The sequence below is a fragment of the Shinella sp. Sh6 genome, assembly GCF_055392685.1.
Genome location: NZ_AP044005.1, coordinates 128,496 through 143,095 on the forward strand (window position 1 = coordinate 128,496; position 14,600 = coordinate 143,095).

At 67.0% G+C, this 14,600-nt stretch carries 10 protein-coding genes; 5 read left to right on the forward strand and 5 right to left on the reverse strand.

The window, feature by feature from the left end; genetic code table 11:
• Window positions 1-57 precede the first annotated feature (57 nt).
• The 4 genes from ACZ5TO_RS00605 to ACZ5TO_RS00620 all read left to right on the forward strand — a co-directional run bounded on the left by ACZ5TO_RS00605 (window position 58) and on the right by ACZ5TO_RS00620 (window position 4,055).
• A complete protein-coding gene (locus ACZ5TO_RS00605) occupies window positions 58-939 on the forward strand; it encodes an EamA family transporter (RefSeq protein ID WP_184145553.1) in 882 nt (293 codons plus the stop codon).
• Between the two features lie 159 nt (window positions 940-1,098).
• Window positions 1,099-2,556, forward strand: a complete 1,458-nt coding sequence (locus tag ACZ5TO_RS00610; RefSeq protein ID WP_343059547.1) for a sensor histidine kinase — start codon at window positions 1,099-1,101, stop codon at window positions 2,554-2,556.
• Window positions 2,553-2,999: a response regulator gene (locus ACZ5TO_RS00615; RefSeq protein ID WP_184145551.1), complete on the forward strand. Its 447-nt coding sequence runs from the start codon at window positions 2,553-2,555 to the stop codon at window positions 2,997-2,999. Before ACZ5TO_RS00610 ends, ACZ5TO_RS00615 begins: the two co-directional genes overlap by 4 nt.
• A complete protein-coding gene (locus ACZ5TO_RS00620) occupies window positions 3,000-4,055 on the forward strand; it encodes a sensor histidine kinase (protein WP_464799178.1) in 1,056 nt (351 codons plus the stop codon).
• Between the two features lie 80 nt (window positions 4,056-4,135).
• On the opposite strand, the gene ACZ5TO_RS00625 is transcribed toward ACZ5TO_RS00620, so the two are convergent.
• The 5 genes from ACZ5TO_RS00625 to ACZ5TO_RS00645 form a co-directional block, all read right to left on the reverse strand.
• A complete protein-coding gene (locus ACZ5TO_RS00625) occupies window positions 4,136-4,312 on the reverse strand; it encodes a hypothetical protein (RefSeq protein WP_464799179.1) in 177 nt (58 codons plus the stop codon).
• A gap of 151 nt (window positions 4,313-4,463) precedes the next feature.
• A complete protein-coding gene (locus tag ACZ5TO_RS00630) occupies window positions 4,464-6,674 on the reverse strand; it encodes an FAD-dependent oxidoreductase (protein ID WP_464799180.1) in 2,211 nt (736 codons plus the stop codon).
• A 30-nt stretch (window positions 6,675-6,704) separates the two neighbouring features.
• Window positions 6,705-6,842, reverse strand: coding sequence for a hypothetical protein (locus ACZ5TO_RS00635; RefSeq protein WP_464799181.1), 138 nt, complete (start codon window positions 6,840-6,842; stop codon window positions 6,705-6,707).
• 91 nt (window positions 6,843-6,933) lie between these two features.
• A complete protein-coding gene (locus ACZ5TO_RS00640; protein ID WP_464799182.1) occupies window positions 6,934-8,142 on the reverse strand; it encodes an acetyl-CoA C-acetyltransferase in 1,209 nt (402 codons plus the stop codon).
• 177 nt (window positions 8,143-8,319) lie between these two features.
• Window positions 8,320-10,116 (reverse strand): acyl-CoA dehydrogenase C-terminal domain-containing protein, encoded by a 1,797-nt coding sequence (locus ACZ5TO_RS00645; protein ID WP_464799183.1) that lies wholly within the window; start codon window positions 10,114-10,116, stop codon window positions 8,320-8,322.
• A 440-nt stretch (window positions 10,117-10,556) separates the two neighbouring features.
• On the opposite strand from ACZ5TO_RS00645, the gene ACZ5TO_RS00650 reads away from it, so the two are divergent.
• A complete protein-coding gene (locus ACZ5TO_RS00650) occupies window positions 10,557-14,384 on the forward strand; it encodes a peptidoglycan-binding protein (protein WP_464799184.1) in 3,828 nt (1,275 codons plus the stop codon).
• Window positions 14,385-14,600: the final 216 nt, after the last annotated feature.

A 14,600-nucleotide genomic window follows, 5' to 3' on the forward strand; every position in this document is an offset into this window, starting at 1 on the left:
CCGGCGGCGCGCTATCAAGATGTGGCGCGGCTTGTCCGTGCGCTCCGAGGTCCCCCCGTGCACAAGACAGTCTCCTCCGGCATTCTGCTGACGTCCTTCGCCTATTTCATGTTTTCCCTGCAGGACGCGTCGGTCAAATGGCTCGTCGTCGGCCTGCCCGTCTGGCAGATCCTCTTCATGCGCAGCGTGACGATGTTCGCGCTCTGCGCCGTCTTTGGCGGCCGGCCGCTCATGCGGGCCGCGCGGCACTCGCCGGTGCTGAAACCCCTCCTCCTGCGCAATCTCCTGCTGCTGGCCGCCTGGCTCTCCTACTACAACGCGGCGCGCGACCTCGGCCTTGCCGAGCTGACGACGCTCTACTACGCCTCGCCCGTGGTCATGACGATCCTGTCGGGGCCGATCCTCGGGGAGAAGGTGCCTGGCTACCGCTGGTTCGCGGTCGCCACCGGCTTTGCCGGCGTGGTCGTCGCCTGCGGGGTGGCGGTCAGGGGGCTGACGCTGTCGCTGCCGATCTACCTTGCCTTGCAGGCCGCCGTCTTCTGGGCGGTGGCGAGCGTCCTCCTGCGCAAGACGGCGCTGCACGAGCGCACGCAGGTGCAGGTGACGATCTCCAGCGGCTTCTTCATCCTCTTCACCGCGGTCGCCCTGCCTTTCGTCTGGCAGCCGGTCTCGGCGGTCGACCTCGTGCTGATGGTGGGAACCGGCATCATCGCCGGCATCGGCCAGTTCGCCATGTTCGAGGGCATGCGCCGCGCGCCGGTCTCGGTGCTCGCGCCGTTCGAATATACCTCGCTCGTCTGGGCCTTCGCGCTCGGCTACCTGATCTGGAGCGACGTGCCGGGCTCCAACGTCTTCGTCGGCGCCGTGCTGATCTTTTCCGCCGGCATGATCATCGTCGCCATGGAGCGGTTCGGAAGGCGCGCGCGGGTGCATGGCTGAGTTCGCGCGGAAGGCCGAGACCGACCAAAAGAAGTCCGGGGTTCGCCGCACAGGCCGGTTGCATACCGGCCGGAGCGCGATATTGTCGCCCTCTGTAAAGCGGCTTTGACGGGGACTGGAATGCCGATATCGAACTCCGCGTTCGTGCGGTCAACGATCGTGCTTCTGATTGCGGGCATCATCGCGCTGCTCGGCATCGTCGGCACGTCGCTCTGGCTCGTCCATAAGGTGCAGGATTATTTCACCAGCTATATCGAGGTGCGCGAGGCGCGCAGCGCCGCCAGCGACCTCCTCTCCACCCTGAAGGACCTGGAAACCGGCCAGCGCGGCTTCGTCATCACCGGCGATCAGGCCTTCCGCGGCCCGTACGACGCCGCGCTCAAGGCGGTGGCGGAACGCCAGGCCGTGCTTGCCGAGAAGGTCGCCGGCTTCCCCGAATATGCCAGGCACATGCCCGAGATCGAGAAGCTGGTGGCCGCCAAGCTGGATGAGCTTGCCGACACGGTCGCGGCCATCGAACAGGGCCGTCCGGCCGATGCGGCCGCGCAGGTCAAGAACGACCGCGGACGCGTGATCATGGACCAGTTGCGCGCCCGGCTCGGCGAGATCACGGCCGATGCCGACCGCCGCATGGAGGAAGGCGTTACCGATACGCTCCGGTCGGCCGGCGCCCTGCAATGGACGACGGTGATCGGCGCCATCGCCATCATCGCCGTGCTCGGCGGGGCGATCGTCGTCATCGCCCAATATACCCGCGACATCATCGTCGCGCGGCGCGAGGTGGAGATGCTGAACGCCACGCTGGAAAAGCGGGTGGACGAGCGGACGGAGGAGCTGATCCGCGCCAACCAGGAGGTCCAGCGCTTCGCCTATATCGTCACGCACGACCTGCGCGCGCCCCTCGTCAACATCATGGGCTTCACCAGCGAATTGCAGGCCTCGCTCGCTTCCATCCAGGCCTATGTGCTCGCCGACGATAAGGCGCCGAGCGAGAGCGACATCCTGGAGGCGCGCCGCGCGGCTTCGGAGGACCTGCCGGAGGCGATCGGCTTCATCCGCTCCTCGACCAAGAAGATGGACGGCCTCATCAACGCCATCCTGAAGATCTCGCGCGACGGGCGGCGGGAGCTCAAGGTCGAGCGGGTGGACCTCAAGGCGCTCGCCGAGGCGGGTGCGGCGGCCGTCGGCCATCAGGTCGGCGAATCCGACGGCATCGTCGTCGTGGACGACACGCTGCCGACCGTCGTCTCCGACCGGCTCTCGCTGGAGCAGGTCTTCGGCAACCTCTTCGACAACGCCATCAAGTATCGCATGCCCGATCGGCCGCTGCGCATCTCCATCAGCGCGCGCAACACCGGCCGCGCGGGCTTTGTCATCGAGTTCACCGACAACGGCCGCGGCATCGCGGCGGAGGACCACGAGCGCGTCTTCGAGCTTTTCCGCCGCTCCGGCGCGCAGGACAGGCCCGGCGAAGGCATCGGCCTTGCGCATGTGCGTTCACTGATGCGCAATCTCGGCGGTGATATCGTCGTTCGATCCGAACTCGGGCAGGGGACGACCTTCGTGCTTCGTCTGCCGCCCGACCTCAGCAAGGTAGTCAGGAGTATGCAGGCATGAACGGTCTCGGCAAGGAAGTCACCATCGTCATGGTCGAGGACGACGAGGGCCACGCGCGCCTCATCGAGAAGAACATCCGCCGCGCGGGCGTGCACAACGAGGTCGTGCCCTTCACCAACGGCACGGAAGCGCTCGACTTCGTGCTTGGCAAGGACCGCACGGGCCTTGCGAGCGCCGGCAAGTTCCTGCTGATCCTGCTCGACCTCAACCTGCCGGACATGTCGGGGATCGACATCCTGCAGAAGATCAAGTCCAACACCCATACCAAGCGCCTGCCGGTCGTCATCCTCACGACGACGGACGACGAGCGCGAGATCCAGCGCTGCTACGATCTCGGCGCCAATGTCTACATCACGAAGCCGGTCGAATACGAGAGCTTCGCCCACGCGATCCGCCAGCTCGGCCTCTTCTTCTCCGTGATCCAGATACCCGAGACCCACTAAATGAAGGAAGGCCCTCATCGCATTCTCTATATCGACGACGACCCGATCCTCGCGCGGCTCGCCCAGCGCGCGCTCGGCCGTCTCGGCTACGAGGTGCTGCATGCCGAGGACGTGGAGCGCGGCCGCGAACTGCTCGCGGCGGGCGGCTTCGACGCGGTCGTGCTGGATCATTTCCTCAAGGCCGGAACGGGCCTGTGCTTCCTCAAGGAACTGGTCGGCGCGCCGGATGCGGTGCCGGTCGTCTACGTGACGGGCTCGAACGACGCGCAGGTCGCCGTCGAGGCGCTGAAGGCGGGCGCGGCCGACTATGTCATCAAGTCGGTCGGCGACGACTTCATGCCGCTGCTCGCCAATGCGCTCGGGCAGGCGCTGGAGAACGCCGCGCTGAAGCGCGCCAAGCTGCGCGCCGAGCAGGAGATCCGCGCGGCCAAGGAGCGCGCCGAGGTGCTGCTGGCGGAGGTGAACCACCGCGTCGGCAATTCGCTGGCGCTCGCCGCCGCCCTTATCCGGCTGCAGATGTCGAGCGCGTTCGACGCGGCGGTCCGCGAGGCGCTCGCCGAAACGCAGGCGCGCATCACCGCCATCGCCGGCATCCATCGCCGTCTCTACACCTCCGAGGACGTGCGCCATGTCGACATGGGCGCCTATCTCGCCACGCTCCTTTCCGAGCTCGATACGTCCATGGCGGGGCAGGGCCACAACGTGCGCCTCAGCCGCACGCTGGAGCCGCTGAAGGTTCCGACGGACCGCGCCGTCTCGCTCGGCGTCATCGTCACCGAACTCGTCACCAATGCCTTCAAATATGCCTATGGCGATGCCGGCGGCGAGGTGCGCGTCGGCTTCACGCGGCTCGATGCGGAGAACGCGCTGCTCTTCGTCGAGGACGACGGCATCGGCTGGCGCGGCGAGGGCCCCGTGCAGGGCACCGGCCTCGGCTCCAAGATCATCGGCGCCATGGCGACGAGCCTCGACAGCCGCCTCGACTACGCCGACCGCCCCGCCGGAACGCGCGCCGAACTGCTGGTTCGGATGACGGAGCCGCCCCGGCCGGCATAGGTTTCGCCGCAACGCCCCACGGCACGCCATGCGAAAGACCCGGATGCGCTAACATCCGGGTCCTGGTAGGCCGCGCCGGCCTAGCGGCAGATGCGGATCTTCTTGACGACGAGGTTGCCGTAGTAGTCGTAGGAAACGACCTTCTTGACGAAGCAGTGCTGCTGGTAGCCGTAGCTGTAGTAGCCGGCCTCGGAGGGCGCGGCGAAGGAAACGGCGGCGATGGCTGCGATGGCGGCGGAAACGATGATCTTGCGCATGGGTCTCTCCTGATCTCTTCGGGATGAGCCTCTCTCATCCGGTGATTGGAATGTCCCACATCGCCCCATCCGGCGCTGTCTCCCAGGGAACAGGCACGAAAATGCCCCCTCGGCAGGGCCGAAGGGGCATGAAGGGATCCGGCGAAGGCGGTCAGGCGGCCTTCTTCGCCTCGGGTGCGAAGCGGGTGTAGAAGGTCTCGCCCTTGGCGGCCATGTCCTTCAGGAGCGGGGTCGGCTGGAAGTGGTCGCCGTATTTCGCGGCGAGCTTCTCGCACAGCGCCACGAAGGCCTTCACGCCCATACCGTCGATGTAGGACAGCGTGCCGCCGGTATAGGGCGCGAAGCCGAAGCCGAGGATCGAGCCGACATCGGCCTCGCGCGGATCGGTGACGATGCCCTCTTCCATGGTGCGTGCCGCTTCCAGTGCGATGGTGGCGAGGAGGCGCTCCTTCAGCACCTTGACGTCGACATCCTCGGGCTTCTGCTGCGGATAGAGGTCCTTGAGGCCCGGCCACAGCTTCTTCCTGGCGGGCTTCGGCGGGTAGTCGTAGAAGCCTTTTCCAGCCTTGCGGCCGAGGCGGCCTTCGCCTTCCACCAGCTTCGTCACGAGTTCCATGTGGCGCGGGTCGACGGACTGGGGCCCGAGATCGGCGATGGAGGCCTTGAAGATCGTGTAGGAAAGGTCGACGGCGACCTCGTCGTTGAGCGCGAGCGGGCCGACCGGCATGCCGGCCATCTTGGCGGCATTCTCGATCATCGCCGCCGGCACGCCCTCGATCAGCATGTCGTAGGCCTCGGCCATGTAGCGGAAGACGCAGCGGTTGACGTAGAAGCCGCGCGTGTCGTTGACGACGATCGGCGTCTTCTTGATTGCGGCGACATAGTCGAGCGCGGTGGCGAGCGCTTTGTCGCCCGTCTCCTTGCCGAGGATGACTTCCACCAGCATCATCTTGTCGACCGGCGAGAAGAAGTGGATGCCGATGAACTGCTCCGGGCGCTTGGAATTCTTCGCAAGGCCGGTGATCGGCAGGGTCGAGGTGTTGGAGGCGAAGATGGCGTCCTCGCGCAGCACGGCCTCGATCTTTTCCGTGACCTCCTTCTTGACGTTGCGGTCCTCGAATACCGCCTCGATGACGAGGTCGGCATCTGCGAGCGCCGCGTAGTCCGGCGTCGGGGTGATGAGGGAAAGCAGCTTCTCGCCGTCCTCCTTCGACATGCGGCCCTTGCCGATAGCGCCCGTCACGAGGCCCTCTGAAACGCCCTTGCCCTTGTCGGCGGCCTCCTGGTCGCGGTCGACGAGGACGACCGGGATGCCGGCGGCGGCGGTGACATAGGCGATGGAGGCGCCCATGAAGCCGGCGCCGACGACGGCGACCTTTTTGAACTCCGATTTCGGAACGCCGGCCGGGCGGCGCGCGCCCTTGCCGAGTTCCTGCATGGAGATGAACAGCGACCGGATCATCGAGAAGGCTTCGGTCGTCTGGAGGATATGGGTGAAGTAGCGCTGCTCGATCCTCAGCCCCGTCTCGAAGGGCACCTGAAGGCCCTCATAGACGCATTTGAGGATGGCGAGCGCACCCGGATAGTTGCCGGCGGTCTCGCGGCGCAGGATTGCGGGGGCTGCCGGCCAGAGCTGGGCGGAAGCGGGCGTCCAGATGCCGCCGCCGGGGGCCTTGAAGCCCTTTTCGTCCCACGGCTGGACGGGCTTGAGGCCGTCCTTGATCATCTGCTTCGCCGCCGGGATGAGCTGGTCGGGCTCGACCACCTGATGGACGAGGTTCATCGCCTTGGCGCGCGCACCGGTCAGCGAGGAGCCGGTCGTCATCATCTGGAGGGCGTCCTGCGCATTGGCGAGGCGCGGCACGCGCTGGGTGCCGCCGGCCCCGGGGAAGATGCCGACCTTGACCTCGGGAAGCGCGATCTTGACCGACTTGGCGTTGGAGGCGACACGGCCGTGGCAGGCGAGCGACATTTCGAACGCGCCGCCCATGCAGGTGCCGTTGATGGCTGAAACCCACGGTTTGCCGCAGGTTTCCAGCTTGCGGAAGAGCCAGGTCATGCGGCCGGTGGCGTCGAACAGTTTCTGGACGGCGGTCGCCGGATCGGTGGCTTCGGCTTCCTTCAGGAGATCGAAGCTCCCCTTGATCATGGAAAGGTCCGCGCCGCCGGAGAAGGAGGACTTGCCGGAGGTGATGACGACGCCCTTGACGGCGCTGTCGGCGACGACCTGGTCGATGATCCTGTCCAGCTCGTCCATCACCTCGACGGTGAAGACGTTCATCGACTTGTCCGGCATGTCCCAGGTGACGAGCGCAATGCCGTCGGCGTCGGTCTCGATGGTGAAATTCTTGTATGCGCTCATGATGGGATTCCTCTCCCTTGAATATCTCTATCAGAAGTAGGCGATCGCGAGGCCGGACAGGGCCATGACCGCGACAATGAAGACCAGCGTGACGCGAAACTCCGTGCGAAGTGCGCGCATCTCCTTCTTGGTCTTGACCTTGGTGAAGGCCGCATAGTCGTCCTTCATATCCTTGCTGCGATTGTGATGAGCGAACTCCAGTTGTACGGGGTTCCGCTCGGCTGCATACAGATTCCGGTCCGGTCGTCCATCGTTCATCTCAGACCCGTTCGACGATCGTCGCCGTGCCCATGCCGGCGCCGATGCAGAGCGTGACGAGGGCGGTGTTGAGGTCGCGGCGCTCCAGTTCGTCGAGCACCGTGCCGAGGATCATCGCGCCGGTCGCGCCGAGCGGGTGGCCCATGGCGATGGCGCCGCCGTTGACGTTGATCCTGTCATGCGGGATGTCGAAAGCCTGCATATAGCGCAGCACGACGGCGGCGAAGGCTTCGTTGAGCTCGAAGAGGTCGATGTCGGAGAGCGTCATCCCGGTGCGGGCGAGCAGCTTTTCCGTGACGTCGACCGGGCCGGTCAGCATCAGCGCAGGATCGGAGCCGATATTGGCGAAGGCCTTGATGCGGCCGCGCGCCTTCTTGCCGAGGATCGCGCCGCCTTCCTTCGAGCCGAGGAGGACGGCGGCGGCGCCGTCGACGATGCCGGAGGAATTGCCGGCGTGGTGGACGTAGTTGATGCCCTCGATCTCCGGATGGGCCTGGATGGCGACGGCCTCGAAGCCGCCCATCTCGCCGGGCATCTGGAAGGAGGGCTGGAGCTGCGCGAGCGCCTGCATGTCGGTGCCGGGGCGCATGTGCTCGTCACGGTCGAGGATGGTAAGGCCGTTGATGTCCTTCACCGGGATCACGGAATTCCTGAAGTAGCCCTTTTCCCAGGCATGGGCGGCGCGCTTCTGGCTCTCGACGGCATAGGCGTCGACGTCGTCGCGCGAAAAGCCGTATTTGGTGGCGATAAGGTCGGCCGAGACGCCCTGCGGCATGAAATAGGCCGGGAAATTGACGGACGGGTCCATGAACCATGCGCCGCCCGACATGCCGAGGCCGACGCGGGACATGCTCTCCACGCCGCCGGCGACGACGAGGTCGTCCGCCCCTTGCGCGATCTTCGCCGCGCCGAAATTCACGGCGTCGAGGCCGGAGGCGCAGAAGCGCGAGATCTGCATGCCCGGCGCCCTGGTGGAATAGCCCGCCTCGAAGGCGGCGGCCTTGGGGATGACGGCGCCGGCATCCATGACGGGGTCGACGCAGCCCATGATGATGTCGTCGACCTTCTCCGTGTCGAGCCCGTTGCGGTCGCGCACGGCTTCGAGAACCTTGGCGGCGAGGCGAACGGACGGCACTTCGTGCAGCGAGCCGTCCTTCTTGCCGCGCCCGCGCGGGGTGCGCACATGATCGTAGATGAAGACGTCGGTCATTCTCTTCTCCCTGGCGGCGCGGGTGGCGCCTAAAATTCCTGCAATTCCCTGCGACGGATGCCCCTCATCCGCCTGCCGACACCTTCTCCCCGCAGGCGGGGCGAAGGGACTGCGTGGCTTGCGACTGTACTCCCTCGCCCCGCTTGCGGGGAGAGGGCTGGGGTGAGGGGCAAAGCGTCAGAACGCTTCGGCGGCCAATTCCATCGTCGTGTCGGCGCCCGCTTCGATGCGGGTCTTGCGCAGCGCGGTTTCCGGCATCAGTCGCTCCATGAAGAATTTTGCCGTCACCAGCTTGTTCTTCAGGAAATCCTCGCGCTCGCCCGCGCCGGCCGCAAGGCCTTCCTCGGCGGCTTTCGCGATCTTCGCCCACATGTAGCCGACGACGACGAGGCCGAAGAGGTGCATGTAGTCGGTCGAGCCGGCGCCGGCATTGTCGGGCTTGGCCATGGCGTTCTGCATGAACCACATGGTTCCGGCCTGAAGGTCGTTGAGGCCCTTCTTGAGGTTCTTGGTGAAGAAGGCGAGCTTCTCGTCGCCCCGGTTCTCCTCGCAGAAATCGCCGATCTCCTTGAAGAGGGCCATGACGGCGCGCCCGCCGTTCATGCCGAGCTTGCGGCCGACGAGGTCGAGCGCCTGGATGCCGTTTGCCCCCTCGTAGATCATGGCGATGCGCGCGTCGCGCACATACTGGCTCATGCCGTGCTCTTCGATATAGCCGTGGCCGCCGAAGACCTGCTGGGCCATGACGGCGTGGTCGAAGCCCTTGTCGGTGAGCACGCCCTTGAGGATCGGCGTCATCAGGCCGAGGATGTCGTCGGCCGCCTGCCGCTCCTTCTCGTCGCTGGCGCGGTGGGCAATGTCGGACTGGAGCGCCGTCCAGAGGGTGAAGGCCCGGCCGCCCTCCGTCCAGGCGCGGATGGTCATCAGTGCGCGGCGGATGTCGGGATGGACGATCAGCGGGTCGGCCTTGCCGTTCGGGTTCTTGACGCCGGAGAGCGAGCGGCCCTGCAGGCGCTCGCGGGCATAGTCGGCGGCGTTCTGGTAGGCGATTTCGGCAATCGACAGGCCCTGCAGGCCGACGCCGAGGCGGGCCTCGTTCATCATCACGAACATGGCGTTGAGGCCCTTGTTCTCCGCGCCGATGAGGAAGCCCTTCGCCTCGTCGTAGTTCATGACGCAGGTGGCGTTGCCGTGGATGCCCATCTTGTGCTCGATGGCGCCGCAGGAAACGGAATTGCGCGTTCCCGGCGTGCCGTCGTCCTTGAGGAGGAACTTCGGCACGATGAAGAGCGAGATGCCCTTGGTGCCTTCCGGCGCGCCCTCGATGCGGGCCAGCACCAGATGCACGATGTTCTCCGACATGTCGTGCTCGCCGGCGGAGATGAAGATTTTCTGGCCGGAAATCTTGTAGGAGCCGTCGGCCTGCGGCACGGCCTTGGTGCGCAGGAGCCCGAGGTCGGTGCCGCAATGGGGCTCCGTCAGGTTCATGGTGCCTGTCCAGGTGCCTTCCACCATCTTCGGCAGGTAGGCGGCCTTCTGGTCGTCCGAGCCATGCACGAGGATCGCGGCGATCGCGCCCTGCGTCAGGCCCGGATACATGGTGAGCGCCATGTTGGCCGACGACATGTATTCGCCGACGGCGGTGTGGAGCACGTAGGGAAGGCCCTGGCCGCCGAATTCCTCCGGCACGGCAAGGCCGATCCAGCCGCCCTGCCGGTAGAGGTCGTAAGCCTCCCTGAAGCCCTTCGGCGTCGTCACCGTGGCGTCCTCGTGGCGCACGCAGCCTTCCTGGTCGCCGGAAAGGTTGACCGGGAACAGCACCTCCTCGGCGAGCTTGGCCGCCTCGCCGGCAATCGCTTCCACCATGTCCCCCGTCGCGTCGGCGAAGCCCGGCAGGTTGTTGTAGCGCTCCAGCGCCAGAACGTCGTTCAGGATGAAAAGCGTGTCATTCACGGGGGCCTTGTAGATCGGCATGTCTCGCGTTCCTCACCTATGCCGCGGACAAAGTCCGCTCCTTGGGGATGGATACTATAAAACTTTGACGTTTGCGTAAACGTCAAAACGTGCATGCGGCAAAAAATTCGTCGGGAGGGGGCGGAGGCGTGCGGTCCTTGAGCGGGCGCTGGCGCCGGTCGCTGCGTGACGCTTGTCCTTCCGGGTCTCAGTCTATGAGCAAATCGTTAAAAAATTTCCGAGGCGGTTAACGCGCTGTTTACCATGTTTCGTGAATTGTGACGCCTGAGAGCGTGGGATCGGGAATCATGTCGACGCCCTTAGTGCCGCCGGGGCGGATGCGCCGGCCGGAACAGGGACGATACTTTCTCCCCGCCACCCATGGACGAAGGGCGCAGCCGCCGGGCGGCGCCCGCAAAAGTATCTCCCGGCAGGCCGATGGCCGCCAAAGCGAGGCGAAGATGAACGGATCGCGAAACCCGCAACGTCACGGCGAACGCTCTTCGCTCGACGCGCTCAATCGCACCATCGAGGGGCTGGAAGCCCGCATCGAGGGGCTGATGGCGACCGGGCGGGACACGCGCGGACGCAGCGAGGAGCGCTTTGCGCCGCGCGCCGAGCCGACCCGCCACGAGCCCGCCCGCGCCGTTCCGCTGCGCGACGACCCGGTCTCCGAGATCATGCAGCGCCAGCGCGCCATCGACGGCAGCCGCGAGCGCGTCGCCCAGCGCCTGGAACGCGAGCGCCGGCCTTCTTCCTTCGACCACCACGCCGCCGCCCAGCAGGCGCAGGCCGCTTATGGCAGCGCGCCGGTCCGCACTGAGGGGAATGTCGAGGACATCGCACGGGCGCTCGTATCGCTGCGCCAGGACCTCAAGAAGGATATCGCCGACGGGCTGGAGCGCGAGATGCAGACGCTGCGCGCCGAGATCCGCGGCATCCGCCAGACGGCCGAGGGCCGCGGCAGCAACGACGACCTGCGCGAGGAGCTGCACCGGCTTTCCGCCGGCATCAGCCAGCTCGGCCGCCAGTCCGGCCAGACCGAAGGCCTGCGCGTCGAGTTCGACGAGTTGCGCTCCGTGCTGGACGGCCTTGCCCGCGAGGATTCCGTGCGCCGCATGGAGGACCGCTGGAACGGCGTCGAGCAGAAGCTTTCCGCCTTCGACCAGACGCGCGACGACGAGCTGGTGGCGCTCGCCTACCGGCTCGACGAGCTGAAGAACCAGATCGGCACGATGAGCGCGACACCCGCGATCCGCGCGCTGGAGAACAAGATCGAGGCCGTCGCGCAGTCGGTCGACATGCTCGGCCGCCATGGCGAGCCGGACGGCGGGCGCCTCGCCTCGGCCGTCGCCTCGCAGTTCGAGGGGCTGGACGCCCGCCTCGACGAGATCAGCCGCGCCATTGCCGCCGCCGGCCGCATGCAGCAGTCCTCCCCGGCCGACCATTCGACGATGCAGCGCCTCGAAGCGCGCATCGCCGACCTTGCCGGCCAGCTCGACCTCATCGCCCGCCGCCCGGCGCCTGCGCAGGACCAGGGCCTTTCCGCACGCATCGAGGCGCTGGCGGACCGTATCGAGGACCTGTCGCACGAGCGCGCCGCGCTGAGGCTCGAGGAGCGCATCGAGCAGCTCTCCCTGATGCTGGAGCAAAGCCATCACGCCGCGCCCGCCATGGCGGGCGGCGACGCGCTTGCCGACTACCTCTCCGACATTTCCCGCAAGATCGACGCGCTCGACCAGGGCAGCGTCAACGGCGAGCTTGCCGAACGGCTCGACGCGCTCGCCCGCCGCATCGACAATCTCGACGCGCCCGTCGGCAGCCCCTTCCAGGAAGACCGCTTCTCGCACATCGAGGGCCGCCTTTCGGCGATTGCCGACCGGCTGGACGCGACGCGCACGGCCCCGGCCGGCGACCATGAGGCGCTGCGCGGGCTCGAGGCGCAGATCGCCCATCTCTCCACGCTGATCAACACGCCCTCCGCCTCTGCCGCCGTTCCTTCGGAATTCGAGAACCGCCTCGCGACGGTCGAAGACTACATGGCGACCAATGACGAATACATCGTCGAGGCCGCCCGTCAGGCGGCCGAAGCCGTGATGGAGGCCTACCGTCATGCCGGACCGACCGCCGCGGCCCATACGGACATGGAAGCCATTGCCGGCCTTGCCGGGGACCTGCGCGCGCTGGAAGAGATGACCCGTTCCAGCGAGGAACGCACGGCCCGCACCTTCGATGCGCTGCACGACACGCTGGTGCAGATCGCCGGCCGCCTCGAACAGCTCGACGCCCCGCGCGAAAGCTTCGGCCGGCGCGAGCCCGCCATGCCGCGCGCCGAAATGCCGGCCATGGATGTCGGCCGGGATGCCGCGCCGTCCACCGGTCTCGGCATCAACGACTACCCTTTCGAGGATGACGGCTTCGGCGTTGCGCCCCGCCGTCCCATCGAGGCCGTGCCCGCCGAGGAGAAAAGCCGCTTCGCCGAGATCGAGGTGGAGCACATCCCCGCGCCCGAGCGCTTCGACGCCGTCGACGACGCGGCCGTCGAGGCCATGGCGCTCGCCGGCTACGACGAGGAGGAGGCCCAGCCGAAGAGCGGCCTTCTCGCCGGCCTGAAGCGCCGCTTCGCCCCCGCCCGCAAGGAAACGGCCCCGCAGGCCGAGCGCCGCCAGATCGACCCCACGCCCTCGATCGACCCCGTCGACGAACTGGCGCCGGAAGAGGCCAACCAGCTTCTGGAGCCCGGCTCCGGCGTGCCGGACGTCCGCCGCATCCTGGAGCGCGTGCGTGCCGGGCAGGCTTCCGGCAACCGTGCCGGTGCCGGCAACGACGCCGACAAGGCGGACTACATCGCCGCCGCCCGCAGGGCCGCAAAGCTCGCCGCCGAGGAAGCCGACAGCGTCTCGCGCATCGCGCCGGCGAAGAAATCCGAAAAGCTGGCAAAGCCGGGCAAGGGCGAAGCCTCTCCCTCCGCCTTCGCGCGCCACCGCCGCCCGATCCTGCTGGCCGTCGGCGCCGTGCTTCTGGCGATCATGTCCTATCCGCTCGTGAGCACGCTGCTGACCGGCGAGGATGCGCCCGTGCTCGTCGAGCAGACCGCCGTGGCCGGCAGCGAGGAAAAGCCTGCGGAAACGGCGACCGCCGCCGACAAGGCCGTCACGGCAGACGTCGCCGCCGCCCCGGTCGCCGGGGAAAAGACGGTTGTCGATCCGGTCGTCGCCGAAGATGCGGGCGGGCCGGCGCTTTCCGGCACGCAGGAAAAGGCAGAAGCGCTGACGGCCTCCGCCAAGGATGCCGGTATCGTCACATCGCCGGCCTTGACCGCGGACAACGCGACCGCCGGCTTCGAGCCGCTGGCAACGCCGGACACGGCCAGGGACGCCTCCGTCGAGAAGGCGCCGGCAAGCGAAGCGCAGGTGGCGGCGATCACCGTTCCGGACGCGATCACCCCGGCCTCGCTCTCCAAGGCGGCGAGCGAAGGCGATCCGCTGGCGCTCTTCGAGATCGGCGCGCGCTATACGGAAGGCCGCGGCGTTGCCACCGATCTCAAGGAAGCCGCCCGCTGGTACGCGCTTTCGGCCGACCGCGGCTTCGCGCCGGCCGAATACCGCCTCGCCAACCTCTACGAGAAGGGCCAGGGCGTCGACCTCGACCTCGACCGCGCGCGCCGCCTTTACGAGACGGCCGCCGAAAAGGGCAATGCGAGCGCCATGCACAACCTCGCCGTCCTGCTGGCGACCGGCACCGGCGAAGCGACGCCGGACTTTGCCGGCGCGGCGAAATGGTTCCAGAAGGCCTCCGAGCTCGGCGTGCGCGACAGCCAGTTCAACCTCGCCATCCTCTATGCGCGCGGCAACGGCGTGAAGCAGGACCTCGAGGAATCCTACAAGTGGTTCGCCATCGCCGCCCGTGACGGCGACCGGGACGCGGCGGAAAAGCGCGACGAGGTGGCGAACGCCATGAAGCCCGAGCAGCTTGCGGGCGCCAAGGCCAAGGCGGAGCTGTGGAAGGCCGCCCCGCTCGACGACAAGGCGAATGCGGCGGACATGCCCGACGAATGGGTCGGCAAGCCCGCCAAGACCGCCAGCATCGACATGAAGAAGGCGATCCGCAACATCCAGGCCATCCTCAACAACAACGGCTTCGATGCCGGCGCGCCGGACGGCGAGATGGGCAAGAAGACGGTCGGCGCCATCAAGGCGTTCCAGAAGTCCGTCGGCCAGAAGGAGACCGGCGAGATCGACGATGCGCTCGTCAACGAGCTTCTGAAGCGCAACAAGCAGCCGGGCTGACCGCTCGAACGCCGGAGAAGCCCCGCAAAGCGGCTTCTCCGGTTGACTCGCCCGGCGCCGGCGGGCATGACGCTCCATAGAAAAACCACAAGTCGTCTCAAGATGATATCCGTTCGACAGACGTTATCATCCATGAGGACGGCGACGGCACACCGGATCGGCGGGCCGACATGACCGATCCTTGCATGATGCAAGGCGCGACCGGCCGGAGGAGGG

Bases quoted from the DNA above. Each gene is read 5' to 3' on its own strand.
- ACZ5TO_RS00615 (WP_184145551.1), top strand. From the start codon at position 2,553: ATGAACGGTCTCGGCAAGGAAGTCACCATCGTCATGGTCGAGGACGAC.
- ACZ5TO_RS00620 (WP_464799178.1), top strand. From the start codon at position 3,000: ATGAAGGAAGGCCCTCATCGCATTCTCTATATCGACGACGACCCGATC.
- ACZ5TO_RS00625 (WP_464799179.1), bottom strand. From the start codon at position 4,312: ATGCGCAAGATCATCGTTTCCGCCGCCATCGCAGCCATCGCCGCCGTT.
- ACZ5TO_RS00630 (WP_464799180.1), bottom strand. From the start codon at position 6,674: ATGAGCGCATACAAGAATTTCACCATCGAGACCGACGCCGACGGCATT.
- ACZ5TO_RS00635 (WP_464799181.1), bottom strand. From the start codon at position 6,842: ATGAAGGACGACTATGCGGCCTTCACCAAGGTCAAGACCAAGAAGGAG.
- ACZ5TO_RS00640 (WP_464799182.1), bottom strand. From the start codon at position 8,142: ATGACCGACGTCTTCATCTACGATCATGTGCGCACCCCGCGCGGGCGC.
- ACZ5TO_RS00645 (WP_464799183.1), bottom strand. From the start codon at position 10,116: ATGCCGATCTACAAGGCCCCCGTGAATGACACGCTTTTCATCCTGAAC.
- ACZ5TO_RS00650 (WP_464799184.1), top strand. From the start codon at position 10,557: ATGAACGGATCGCGAAACCCGCAACGTCACGGCGAACGCTCTTCGCTC.